At 69.5% G+C, this 12,769-nt stretch carries 8 protein-coding genes; 7 read left to right on the forward strand and 1 reads right to left on the reverse strand.

Translation table 11 applies throughout. The features are described from left to right. The first annotated feature begins 39 nt into the window (after nucleotides 1-39). The 6 genes from ACIQUC_RS10895 (at nucleotide 40) to rpoC (ending at nucleotide 11,095) form a co-directional block, all read left to right on the forward strand. On the forward strand, nucleotides 40-549 hold the full coding sequence (locus tag ACIQUC_RS10895) for a hypothetical protein (RefSeq protein WP_402266656.1): 510 nt from the start codon (nucleotides 40-42) through the stop codon (nucleotides 547-549). After that, the gene (locus ACIQUC_RS10900; RefSeq protein ID WP_402266659.1) at nucleotides 546-1,763 is read left to right on the forward strand and encodes a sensor histidine kinase; all 1,218 of its coding nucleotides are present in this window, start codon (nucleotides 546-548) and stop codon (nucleotides 1,761-1,763) included. The genes ACIQUC_RS10895 and ACIQUC_RS10900 overlap by 4 nt, the downstream gene beginning before the upstream one ends. After that, on the forward strand, nucleotides 1,760-2,431 hold the full coding sequence (locus ACIQUC_RS10905; protein WP_402266662.1) for a response regulator: 672 nt from the start codon (nucleotides 1,760-1,762) through the stop codon (nucleotides 2,429-2,431). Before ACIQUC_RS10900 ends, ACIQUC_RS10905 begins: the two co-directional genes overlap by 4 nt. A 368-nt stretch (nucleotides 2,432-2,799) precedes the next feature. Next, nucleotides 2,800-3,327: a hypothetical protein gene (locus ACIQUC_RS10910; RefSeq protein WP_022906903.1), complete on the forward strand. Its 528-nt coding sequence runs from the start codon at nucleotides 2,800-2,802 to the stop codon at nucleotides 3,325-3,327. Between the two features lie 355 nt (nucleotides 3,328-3,682). Further along, entirely contained in the window at nucleotides 3,683-7,171 is a 3,489-nt protein-coding gene (gene rpoB, locus ACIQUC_RS10915; RefSeq protein ID WP_402266665.1) for a DNA-directed RNA polymerase subunit beta, read from the forward strand. Nucleotides 7,172-7,213: 42 nt separating this feature from the next. Then, complete coding sequence (rpoC, locus tag ACIQUC_RS10920; protein WP_402266668.1) at nucleotides 7,214-11,095, forward strand: DNA-directed RNA polymerase subunit beta'; 3,882 nt, start codon at nucleotides 7,214-7,216, stop codon at nucleotides 11,093-11,095. 146 nt (nucleotides 11,096-11,241) lie between these two features. Here the strand turns inward: rpoC and ACIQUC_RS10925 are convergent, their stop codons facing one another. Next, nucleotides 11,242-11,637: a VOC family protein gene (locus ACIQUC_RS10925; protein WP_022906901.1), complete on the reverse strand. Its 396-nt coding sequence runs from the start codon at nucleotides 11,635-11,637 to the stop codon at nucleotides 11,242-11,244. Between the two features lie 78 nt (nucleotides 11,638-11,715). Between ACIQUC_RS10925 and ACIQUC_RS10930 the strand changes: the two genes are divergently transcribed. Further along, nucleotides 11,716-12,738: a GNAT family N-acetyltransferase gene (locus ACIQUC_RS10930; RefSeq protein ID WP_402266671.1), complete on the forward strand. Its 1,023-nt coding sequence runs from the start codon at nucleotides 11,716-11,718 to the stop codon at nucleotides 12,736-12,738. Nucleotides 12,739-12,769 lie beyond the last annotated feature (31 nt).

Here is a 12,769-nt window from a genome sequence, read left to right on the forward strand (position 1 = left end):
TCGGGAACGGCCCGCCGGACCCCCACCGGAAGGACGATCATGTCGGTCCAGCTCCTCGCGAACATCCTCATCGGGATCGCCCTGGTCGCGTTCCTCGGCTACCGCCAGGCGACCTGGCAGTACCTCGACCCGACCCGCATCTGGCGCACACCGCTGGTCATGGCGGTCGTCGGCGTGGTCGTCCTCACCCAGACCCGATCGACGATCACCACGACGGACGTGGTGCTGCTCGGCATCGAGGCCCTCGTCACGGTGGGCGTCGGCCTCACCATGGGCAGCATCACCCGCTTCCGCACGGTCGGCACCCCGGACCGCAAGGGCCGCACGATCCAGTCCCGCACGGGTGCGCTCGGAGCCGTGCTGTGGATCGTGCTCATCGCGGTGCGCATCGGGCTCGACGTACTCGGTGGCCACCTCGGTGCCCACCTCCTCACCTCGACCGGCACGATCCTGCTCGTCCTCGCCCTGAACCGCGCCGCCCGCGCCCTCGTCATCGACGGGCGGATCCCCCGCGGCGACCGCCGACCGAGCGGCATGATGGTCCGGTGACCCTGCTGACCGGCAAGGACGAGACCGACCTCCCCGGAGGCCGGTCCCGTTCCGGTGCCGCCTGGGGACTGAACGGCCTCGGCATCGCGATCGTCGCGTTCTGGTTCGTCCGGAACGGTGTCCTGCTGCACCACCCGGCGTGGGTGTGGATCCTCGGTGCCGTCGCGCTCGCCGCGTGGGCCCTCCGCGAGTTCGGTCGGACGCCCCGGGTCCTCCTCGTCGCCGGCGTCGTCATGATCGCCGCGGGGTCGGTCGTCGTGGTGCCGACGGACTCGCTCATGATCGTCCCCGTGATCGTCGGGGTCGTGCTCATCGGCGCGAACCTCCGCGTCCCGGTCTGGACGAGCGCCGTGGCCGCGCTCGCCGCGATCGTCGTCATCGCCGTCTCCGCGTCGATCGCGCACGCCTCGGTCCAGTTCGTCCTCGGGACGAGCGGTGGCCTGCTCCTCGGGGTCCTCATCGGCTTCAGCCGCCGACAGCTCCGGATCGCGGCGGACCGGGCACGGGCTGCCGAACGGGAGCAGCAGCGCGCCGAGCTCCTCGCCGACCGGTCCCGCGCGGCCCGCGACATCCACGACGTGCTGGCGCACTCGCTCGGCGGCCTGGTGCTCCAGCTCGACGCGGTGGAGGCCCTGCTCGAGGCCGGCCGGGTCGACGACGCCACCCGGCGCGCGGCCGAGGCGCGGGCGCTCGCCGCGGACGGACTGGCCGAGGCGCGACGCGCGGTCCACGCCCTCCGCGACGATGCCGGGGCGGATGCGGGGACGGACGCCGCGACGGACGTGCCGCCCCCTGCCGAGCCGAGCCGCGCCTCCCGTCCGGCGACCGGGGACGCACCCGACCTGGACGCGCTCGTCGCGGCTCACCGCTCGTTCGGCGGCGAGATCGTGACGCAGGGGGACACGGCGCTCACGGCCCTCGACGCGGCGCACCGCGCCGCCGTGGTCCAGGTGGTCCGGGAGGCGCTCAGCAACGCGCGCAGGCACGCACCCGGCCGTCCCGTGTCCCTGTCCGTCATCCGGGACGGCGACGCCGTGGACGTCGTGGTCGCGAACCCGCTGTCCGGCGGCGGGCACGGGCTGCTCGGGATGCGGGAGCGCTTCGCCGAGCTCGGCAGCGGTGCCGCGGTCGAGGCGGACCGGTCGGACGACGAGTTCGTCGTGGCGATGCACCTGCCCGTCGACCGGCTCGCGGTCGAGGGGGACCGGTCGTGACCATCCGCGTGCTCGTCGTCGACGACCAGGCCATCGTGCGCGACGGCCTGGTGACGGTGCTCTCGCTCGTGGACGACCTCGAGGTGGTCGGCCAGGCGTCCGACGGGGCCGAGGCGCTCGACCAGGTGGCGCGGCACGCGCCGGACGTCGTGCTCATGGACCTGCGGATGCCCGGCGTCGACGGTCCCGCCGCGACGGCGCGCATCACCGCGGAGCACCCGGGGGTCGCGGTGCTGGTCCTCACGACCTTCGCCGACGACGCCTCGATCCTGACCGCGCTGCATGCCGGTGCGCGCGGGTACCTGACGAAGGACGCCGGCCGCGCGGAGATCGCGACCGCGATCCGCGCGGTGGCCTCGGGGCAGTCGACCTTCGACGCAGCCGTGGGTGCGCGGCTCGTGGCGCAGCTCGCGGGCGGCGGCTCGCTCGCGGCCTCGCCGGGTCCGGGGCCGGCGTCGTCGCCGGACGCCGGGCTCCGTGACCGGTTCCCGGCGCTCACCCCGCGCGAGGCCGACGTCCTCGAGCGCATCGCCGAGGGCCGGTCGAACCCGCAGATCGCCGCCGAGCTGTTCCTCACCGTGCCGACCGTGAAGTCCTACGTGAACCAGGTCTTCACGAAGCTCGGCGTCCGCACCCGCGCGGAGGCCGTGGCCCGCGTCCTGCGCTGACCCGGCTCCGCGTTCCCGGCTCGTCCGCAGCCCGCCCCGGCGCCTCCCGAGGCCTGCGAGTGGATGCGTGCACATGGACGACCAGCGGACGCCAAGGGTCGTCGCCTACCGTTCACCGGGTCGTCACCTCGGTGCGTCGAACCGTGCAGTGCCCCACACCCCACGGTTCCGCACCCCGCTCGTGACCGCGGCGTGACCGTCGGGCAACCCCACTGCCCGTGGTGTGCGCGCCGTCGGCGTGCGCCGGGCTCCCCGCTCTCCTGCGCGCCGCCCGTGGCCTGCCCGCCGTCGCGCGACCACCGATCACACAGCGTGCGTCATGGAGTCCATGGGCACGCACGGACCCGATCCCGCGAGGAGCCGACCCCATGACCGACACCGTGAGCGTCCCCACGTCCCGGCTGACCACGACCCACCGACCCACGCCGACGACCCGCGCCCTGCGACCGTCCGCCCACGCCGAGCGCGAGTACGCGCCGACCTGGATGCGTGCGGTGGGGGCGGTCCTGCTGGTCGGCGGACTCGGGCTGACCGCGGCGGTGCTCGGCTGGCCGGGGGACGCGCCGGAGGCGTCGCTCCTGGTGCCGGCGCTCGTCGGGATCGCGGCCGGCTTCCTCCTGCTGGTCGCACGCTCGGGCTACGACGTCACGGACACCCACGTCGTCCTGCGCTTCCGGCCGCTCCCGGCCCGTCGGATCCCGCGCGACCGGATCGTCGACGTGCGACTCGTCGAGGCGGACGCGTCGACGTACGGCGGCATCGGCCTCCGGATCGGCCGCGGCGTCCGCGCGCTCATCCTCACGCCGGGCCTCGGGATCGAGTTCACCGACGACCGTGGACGCGTGACGTTCGTGCGGACCCGGCAGCCCGAGCGAGCCTTCCGCGCGCTCCGCTGACGGGCGCTCGGGCGGGAATGCCGAGGTCGTCCACCGGCTTATACACGGCACTGCCGAATTCGGTCAAGCCAGGACTGGACATCCGCGACGAGGCCGACCTATGATGGCAGTTCGCGCTCCCTGGCATCCGTGTCGTCATATTGCGGTCGACGCAGCGTTCTTCCAGAACGTGCCCTGGTGGTGCCGGTCCCGTATATGTCGGCGGGTCCCGTCCACCCAGATCATCGCACACGTGCACAGCTCACCGGCCGTCGCGTGATCGCGTGTCTTCGAGGGGTGCGCCGAAGCGTCAATCCACTCACCTACGTGCTGCTCGTCAGTACCGGCCCGACGGGGCCTACCGGAGGTCAAACCCTTGGCTGCTGCGCCCAACGCATCCACCAACCCCAAGAACGGTCGCAACCACTCGCGACTCTCGTTCGCCAAGATCACGGACACCCTCACGGTTCCTGATCTGCTCGCACTCCAGACGGAGAGCTTCGACTGGCTCGTCGGCAACGACGTCTGGAAGGCCCGCCTGGCCGAAGGTCAGGAGCAGGGTCGCACCGACCTCGCGCTGCACTCCGGCCTCGAGGAGATCTTCGAGGAGATCTCCCCGATCGAGGACCTCGGCGAGACGATGCAGCTCGGCTTCACGTCGCCCGAGCTCGAGGACCCGAAGTACTCCATCGACGAGTGCAAGGAGCGTGGCAAGACCTACGCCGCCCCGCTCTACGTCAACGCCGAGTTCATGAACCACATGACCGGTGAGATCAAGACGCAGACGGTCTTCATGGGCGACTTCCCGCTCATGACCGAGCGCGGCACGTTCATCATCAACGGCACCGAGCGCGTCGTCGTCTCGCAGCTCGTCCGCTCGCCGGGCGTGTACTTCGAGCGCCAGCAGGAGAAGACGTCCGACAAGGACATCTACTCCGCTCGCGTGATCCCGTCGCGTGGTGCGTGGCTGGAGTTCGAGATCGACAAGCGCGACCAGGTGGGCGTGCGCATCGACCGCAAGCGCAAGCAGTCGGTCACGGTCTTCCTCAAGGCGCTCGGCATGACGAGCGAGGAGATCCTCGACGAGTTCAAGGGCTTCGCGTCGATCGAGTCGACCCTCGAGAAGGACGCCATCCTCACCAAGGAAGAGGCGCTCAAGGACATCTACCGCAAGCTGCGTCCGGGCGAGCAGGTCGCCGCCGAGGCCGCGCGCGCGCTCCTCGACAACTTCTACTTCAACCCGAAGCGCTACGACCTCGCCAAGGTCGGCCGCTACAAGGTCAACCGCAAGCTCGGCATCGACGCGCCGCTCAGCGACTCGGTCCTGACCGTGCAGGACATCGTCCGCACGATCAAGTACCTCGTCTCGCTGCACGCCGAGAAGACGAACCTCGACGGCGTCCGCGACGGCGAGCCGGTGCAGCTGCGCCTCGACGTGGACGACATCGACCACTTCGGCAACCGTCGCATCCGCGCCGTCGGCGAGCTCATCCAGAACCAGGTCCGCACCGGTCTGTCCCGCATGGAGCGCGTCGTCCGCGAGCGCATGACCACGCAGGACATCGAGGCGATCACGCCGCAGACCCTGATCAACGTGCGCCCCGTCGTCGCCGCGATCAAGGAGTTCTTCGGGACGTCGCAGCTGTCGCAGTTCATGGACCAGAACAACCCGCTCGCGGGCCTGACGCACAAGCGTCGTCTCTCGGCCCTCGGCCCGGGTGGTCTGTCCCGTGAGCGCGCCGGCGTCGAGGTCCGTGACGTCCACCCGTCGCACTACGGCCGCATGTGCCCGATCGAGACCCCGGAAGGCCCGAACATCGGCCTGATCGGCTCGCTCGCGTCCTTCGGTCGGATCAACTCGTTCGGCTTCATCGAGACGCCGTACCGCCGCGTCGTGAACGGTCAGGTCACCACGACCATCGACTACCTCACGGCCTCGGAAGAGGACGACTTCGTCGTCGCCCAGGCGAACGCGCCGCTCACCGACTCCTTCCACTTCCAGGACGACAAGGTGCTCGTCCGGAAGAAGGGCGGCGAGGTCGAGCTCGTCGGCAAGGACGAGGTCGACTACATGGACGTCTCGCCGCGCCAGATGGTGTCGGTCGCGACCTCGCTCATCCCGTTCCTCGAGCACGACGACGCGAACCGCGCCCTCATGGGTGCGAACATGCAGCGCCAGGCCGTGCCGCTCCTCCGTTCCGAGTCGCCGCTCGTCGGCACCGGCATGGAGGGCTACACCGCCATCGACGCCGGTGACGTCGTCACCGCCGACAAGGCCGGTGTCGTCTCCGAGGTCTCGGCCGACGCCGTGACCCTGCAGCTCGACGAGGGCGGCACGCAGACCTACTACCTGCGCAAGTTCGACCGCTCGAACCAGGGCACGAGCTACAACCACCGTGTGGTCGTCTCGGCCGGCGAGCGCGTGGAGCAGGGCGAGGTCATCGCCGACGGCCCCGCGACGGAGAACGGCGAGCTCGCGCTCGGCAAGAACCTCCTCGTCGCGTTCATGCCGTGGGAGGGCTACAACTACGAGGACGCGATGATCCTGTCGCAGAACCTCGTGAAGGACGACACGCTCTCCTCGATCCACATCGAGGAGTACGAGGTCGACGCCCGCGACACGAAGCTCGGCAAGGAAGAGATCACCCGCGACCTCCCGAACGTCAGCCCGGACCTCCTGGCCGACCTCGACGAGCGCGGCATCATCCGCATCGGTGCCGAGGTCCGCCCCGGCGACATCCTCGTCGGCAAGGTCACGCCGAAGGGCGAGACCGAGCTGAGCGCCGAAGAGCGCCTCCTCCGCGCCATCTTCAACGAGAAGTCGCGCGAAGTCCGCGACACCTCGCTGAAGGTGCCCCACGGTGAAGAGGGCACGATCATCGGCGTCAAGGTGTTCGACGCGCAGGACGGTGACGACGAGCTCGGCTCCGGTGTCAACCAGCGCGTGGTCGTCTACATCGCCCAGAAGCGCAAGATCACCGCGGGTGACAAGCTCGCCGGTCGTCACGGCAACAAGGGCGTCATCTCGACGATCCTGCCGGTCGAGGACATGCCGTTCCTCGCCGACGGCACCCCCGTCGACATCGTGCTCAACCCGCTCGGCGTCCCCGGCCGCATGAACTTCGGCCAGGTCCTCGAGATCCACCTCGGGTGGCTCGCGAAGCAGGGCTGGAACGTCGAGGGCATCCAGGAGTGGGCGTCCGCCCTCCCCGAGGCCGCCCGCAGCGCCGAGCCCGGCACGAAGGTCGCCACCCCGGTGTTCGACGGTGCGTACGAGCGCGAGATCGAGGGCCTCCTCGACTCGACCCTCCCGAACCGCGACGGCGAGCGCCTGATCGGTTCGTCCGGCAAGGCGCAGCTCTTCGACGGCCGCTCCGGCGAGCCGTTCCCGGAGCCCGTCTCGGTCGGCTACATGTACATCCTCAAGCTGCACCACCTGGTCGACGACAAGATCCACGCCCGTTCGACCGGTCCGTACTCGATGATCACGCAGCAGCCGCTGGGTGGTAAGGCGCAGTTCGGTGGACAGCGCTTCGGCGAGATGGAGGTGTGGGCGCTCGAGGCGTACGGCGCCGCCTACGCCCTCCAGGAGCTCCTGACGATCAAGTCCGACGACATCCTCGGCCGCGTGAAGGTCTACGAGGCGATCGTCAAGGGCGAGAACATCCAGGAGCCCGGCATCCCGGAGTCGTTCAAGGTCCTCATGAAGGAGATGCAGTCGCTCTGCCTGAACGTCGAGGTCCTCTCGGCCGACGGCCAGGCGGTCAGCCTCCGCGACACGGACGACGAGGTCTTCCGTGCCGCTGAAGAGCTCGGCATCAACATCTCCTCGCGGTTCGAGTCGTCGTCCGTCGACGACATCTGATCCCGCCCGTACTCGTAACGAATCCAGCTAGAGAGAAGAACATTGCTCGAAGCAACTTCATTTGACGCACTGCGGATCGGTCTCGCCACGGCCGAGGACATCCGCCAGTGGTCGTACGGCGAGGTCAAGAAGCCGGAGACCATCAACTACCGCACCCTCAAGCCCGAGAAGGACGGTCTGTTCGGCGAGCAGATCTTCGGTCCGTCCCGCGACTGGGAGTGCGCCTGCGGCAAGTACAAGCGTGTCCGGTTCAAGGGCATCGTCTGCGAGCGCTGCGGCGTCGAGGTCACCAAGTCCTCGGTCCGCCGTGAGCGCATGGGCCACATCGAGCTCGCCGCGCCCGTCACGCACATCTGGTACTTCAAGGGCGTCCCGTCGCGCCTCGGGTACCTCCTCGACATGGCGCCGAAGGACCTCGAGAAGGTCATCTACTTCGCGGCGTACATGATCATCGACATCGATGAAGAGGGCCGCCACGCGGACATGCCGGGTCTCGAGAACGAGATGCGCCTCGAGATCAAGAACCTCGAGGGGCAGCGCGACTCGATCATCGCCGACCGCCTCAAGAAGCTCGAGGACGACCTCGCAGCGCTCGAGGAAGAGGGCGCCAAGGCCGACGTCAAGCGCCGCACCAAGGACACCGCCGAGAAGGAGATGTCCCAGGTCCGCAAGTCGTTCGACGAGGACATCATCCGCCTCGAGCGCGTGTGGGAGGACTTCCGCAACCTCAAGGTGGGCGACCTCAAGCCCGAGGACGCCGTCTTCCACGAGCTCCAGGACCGCTTCGGGATCTACTTCGACGCCTACATGGGCGCCGAGGCGATCAAGCTGCGGCTCGAGGCGTTCGACCTGGCCGCCGAGGCCGAGGCGCTGCGCCTGCAGATCGCCGAGGGCAAGGGCCAGAAGAAGATCCGCGCGATCAAGCGTCTGCGCGTCGTCAGCTCCTTCCTCGCCACCGGCAACTCGCCGGCCGCGATGGTGCTCGACGTCGTGCCGGTCATCCCGCCGGAGCTGCGCCCGATGGTGCAGCTCGACGGTGGCCGCTTCGCCACGAGTGACCTCAACGACCTCTACCGTCGTGTGATCAACCGCAACAACCGTCTCCGCCGCCTGCTCGACCTCGGTGCCCCCGAGATCATCGTGAACAACGAGAAGCGCATGCTGCAGGAAGCGGTCGACGCGCTGTTCGACAACGGTCGTCGTGGTCGTCCGGTCACGGGTACCGGCAACCGCGCCCTGAAGTCCCTGAGCGACATGCTCAAGGGCAAGCAGGGTCGTTTCCGCCAGAACCTGCTCGGCAAGCGCGTCGACTACTCGGGCCGTTCGGTCATCATCGTCGGCCCGCAGCTGAAGCTGCACCAGTGCGGTCTGCCCAAGCAGATGGCGCTCGAGCTCTTCAAGCCGTTCGTGATCAAGCGCCTGATCGACCTGTCGCACGCGCAGAACATCAAGTCGGCCAAGCGCATGGTCGAGCGTTCGCGTCCGCAGGTGTGGGACGTGCTCGAGGAGATCATCCGCGAGCGCCCCGTGCTGCTGAACCGTGCGCCGACGCTGCACCGTCTGGGCATCCAGGCGTTCGAGCCGCAGCTCGTCGAGGGCAAGGCCATCCAGCTCCACCCGCTCGTGTGTGCTGCGTTCAACGCGGACTTCGACGGTGACCAGATGGCCGTGCACCTGCCGCTGTCGGTCGAGGCCCAGGCCGAGGCCCGCATCCTGATGCTCGCCTCGAACAACATCCTCAAGCCGTCCGACGGCCGCCCGGTGACCCTGCCCGCACAGGACATGATCATCGGTCTGCACCACCTCACGACCGTCCGCGAGGGCGCCGTGGGTGAGGGCCGTGCGTTCTCGTCCGTCGCCGAGGCGATCCTCGCGAAGGACCAGGGCACGCTGCACCTCAACGCGCTGGTGAAGATCCGCATGGCGGACGTCCACTTCGCCGAGGGTGAAGCACCCGAGGGCTACGAGCAGGGCGACACCGTGCTGCTCGAGACGACCCTGGGCCGTGCGCTCTTCAACGAGACCCTCCCGGCGAACTACCCGTTCGTCCAGAAGGTCACCGACAAGGGCGTGCTCTCCGCGATCGTCAACGACCTCGCCGAGCGCTACTCCAAGACCGAGACGGCCGCAGCGCTCGACCGGATCAAGGACGCGGGCTTCTACTGGGGCACGCGCTCCGGTGTGACCGTGGCGCTCTCGGACGTCGTGACGCCTCCTCGCAAGAAGGAGATCATCGCGGGCTACGAGGTCCAGGCCGCCAAGGTGCAGGGCGAGTTCGACAAGGGTCTGATCACCGACTCCGAGCGTCGCGCCGACCTGATCAAGATCTGGACCGAGGCCACGAACGAGATCGCGCAGGAGATGCGCGACAACTTCCCGGTCGACAACACCATCAACCGCATGGTGTCGTCCGGTGCTCGTGGTAACTGGCTCCAGGTCCGCAACATCGCCGGTATGCGTGGTCTGGTGAACAACCCGAAGGGCGAGATCATCGCCCGCCCGATCATCAACTCGTACCGCGAGGGCCTGACCGTGGCGGAGTACTTCATCGCCACGCACGGTGCTCGCAAGGGTCTTGCCGACACCGCGCTCCGGACCGCGGACTCCGGGTACCTCACCCGTCGTCTCGTGGACGTCTCGCAGGACGTCATCATCCGCGAGGACGACTGCGGCACGACGCGGGGCCTCGAGCTCCCGATCGCGACCGTGGGCGCCGACGGCAAGCTGGTCCGCGACCCGCGCGTCGAGAACACCGTGTACTCGCGCACCCTGGCCACCGAGGCCGTGGACGCCGAGGGCACGGTCGTCGCCGAGGCTCGGGAGGACGTCGGTGACGTGCTCCTCGAGAAGCTGCTGGCAGCCGGTGTCGAGAGCATCAAGGTGCGCTCGGTCCTGACCTGCGAGTCGAGCGTCGGTGTCTGCGCGAAGTGCTACGGCCGTTCGCTCGCCACGGGCAACCTCGTCGACATCGGCGAGGCGGTCGGCATCATCGCCGCCCAGTCCATCGGTGAGCCCGGTACCCAGCTGACGATGCGTACCTTCCACACGGGTGGTTCGGCGTCCGCCGACGACATCACCCAGGGTCTGCCGCGTGTCACGGAGCTCTTCGAGGCGCGTACCCCCAAGGGCGCGTCCCCGATCGCCGAGGCCCCCGGCCGCGCCACGATCGAGGACACCGACAAGGGTCGTCGCATCATCCTCACGCCGGACAACGGCGACGAGCCGTTCATCTACCCGGTGCTGAAGCGTGCGACGCTCCTCATCGAGGACGGGCAGCGCGTCGAGCTCGGCGAGCAGTTCATCGCCGGCACCGTCGACCCGAAGGAAGTCCTTCGCGTCAAGGGTGTGCGTGAGGTCCAGAAGCACCTCGTCAACGGTGTGCAGGACGTGTACGGCTCGCAGGGCGTGCCGATCCACGACAAGCACATCGAGGTCATCGTGCGCCAGATGCTCCGCAAGGTCACCGTCGTCGACCACGGCGACACCGACCTGCTCCCGGGCGAGCTCGTGGACCGTTCGCGGTACAACGAGCTCAACCGTGCGGCGCTGCAGGAGGGTCGCAAGACCGCTTCCGCTCGCCAGGAGGTCATGGGCATCACGAAGGCGTCCCTCGCGACCGAGTCGTGGCTGTCCGCCGCGTCCTTCCAGGAGACCACCCGCGTCCTCACGCAGGCGGCCATGGAGGGCAAGCAGGACCACCTCGTCGGCCTCAAGGAGAACGTCATCATCGGTAAGCTCATCCCCGCCGGGACGGGCCTCAGCCGGTACCGTGACGTGGACGTGAACGCGACGGAAGAAGCGAAGGCGGAGCGGTACCCCAACCGCATCTTCGCGGACGACTCGTCGTTCTCGGACGCCGACCTGAGCTTCGTCGACTTCGACAGCTTCTCGTCGGACGACTTCACGCCGGGCACCTACAACTGAGCCTGAGCTCCACCGGAACGGCCCCCGCATCCTCGGATGCGGGGGCCGTTCCCGTCGGTGGCGGTCCGTCGTGACCCGTCGTCGGACGGGAGGCGCGGTGCGGGCCGGCACCGCGCCTCCCGTCTGTCAGGTGGTGGCGTGACGGTTCAGACCGCGCGGTCCGCCCCGTTGTCGCGACCGGAACCGCGGCCGGTCTCGTCGACGAGGGAGAACAGGCTGAGGACGTTGCCGTCGGGGTCGCGGACGTCGAACCAGTCCACGGCACCGTCGACGCACTCCACCGGGCCGATGTCGATGCCGAGCGCGCCGATGCGCGCGTGCTGTGCGGCGACGTCGTCGACGCCGAAGCGGACGCTGACCGGGTTCTCCTCGGCGTCGGGGTCCTCGTAGAGCTGGATCCAGATGCCGCCGACCTCGTACTCGGCGATGCCCTCGTCGGGCTCGAGGTCCGGTTCGGCGCGTTCGAACACGGCGCCGTACCAGAGGCAGGACGCCTCGATGTCGGTGACGGGCAGCCCCACGGTCACACTCGTGATGTCCATGACTCATCTTGTCCCGCACGGGGCCGCACGTCGAGGACTTTCCGCCGTCGGTTCCGCGACTCCTGGCAGGCTGGGCGGATGGCAACGCTGCGCGAACGGATCACCGCCCCGGCCCACCTCGAGCTCCCGGTCCCGATCGCCGGGCTGACCTTCCGAGCGGCGACCCGTGACGACCTGCCCGCGGTGCACGGTCTCGCGGTGGCGGCCGCGGCGGTCGACGACCCCCACGCTCGTCCCTCCACAGCGAGCCTCGAGCGGACGTTCTCCACGGAAGGGCTCGACCTCGAGCGCGACACGCTCGTCGGCATCGATCCTGGTGGGCATGTGCAGGCCTACGGCATCGTCATCGACGTCCCCTCCCGGGTCACCGCTGCTCGGGTGGTGCTCGAGGGTACGGTCCATCCGGTGCTCCGCGACCGGGGGATCGGCCGACGGGTGCTCGCGTGGCTCGTCGGACGCGCCAGACAGCGACTCGCCGCGCTCGAGGTCGACCTGCCGGCGACGATCTCGATCGGCGCGCCGCAGGGGTCCGGCGCCCTCCGGCTGGCGGCCCGCGCAGGGCTCGAGCCGGTCCGGCACTGGGTCGACATGCAGGTCGTGTTCGACGAGCGCGGCGACGTGGAGCTCCCGCCGATGCCCGTCGGGTACCGGCTCCGCCCGATCACGCCCGACGACATCGAGCCGCTCCGGCACGCGAAGAACGACGCCTTCCGCGACCACTGGGGATCGCAGCCGATGGTCGCGTCCGACTGGCACGGGTTCCTCACGGCACCGATCGCCCGGCTCGACCTCGGCCGGGTCGTCGTCGACCCCGTCGGCACGATCGTGGCGTTCGCCCTCGTCGAGGTGGACCCGGACGGGTTCGCAGCGCGCGGCCGGTCGTACGGCTACGTGCACTGGGTCGGCGTCGTCCGCGGCGCCCGGGGCACGGGGCTGGCGCCGATCGTCCTCGACGCCGCGCTGCGGGGCATGCAGGGCGACGGACTCGACGCCGCGGTCCTGCACGTCGACGCCGAGAACCCGAGCGGCGCGGGCCGGATCTACGAGCGGCTCGGCTTCGTCGCCGGACCCGTGCACGTCACCGCGTCGACGTCCCTCTGACGGGGGTCACCCGCGCCGACCGTCCGATGCG

The organism is Curtobacterium sp. NPDC098951 (assembly GCF_044759965.1).
Lineage (GTDB): Bacteria > Actinomycetota > Actinomycetes > Actinomycetales > Microbacteriaceae > Curtobacterium.

Bases quoted from the DNA above. Each gene is read 5' to 3' on its own strand.
- ACIQUC_RS10895 (WP_402266656.1), top strand. From the start codon at position 40: ATGTCGGTCCAGCTCCTCGCGAACATCCTCATCGGGATCGCCCTGGTC.
- ACIQUC_RS10910 (WP_022906903.1), top strand. From the start codon at position 2,800: ATGACCGACACCGTGAGCGTCCCCACGTCCCGGCTGACCACGACCCAC.
- ACIQUC_RS10930 (WP_402266671.1), top strand. From the start codon at position 11,716: ATGGCAACGCTGCGCGAACGGATCACCGCCCCGGCCCACCTCGAGCTC.
- ACIQUC_RS10925 (WP_022906901.1), bottom strand. From the start codon at position 11,637: ATGGACATCACGAGTGTGACCGTGGGGCTGCCCGTCACCGACATCGAG.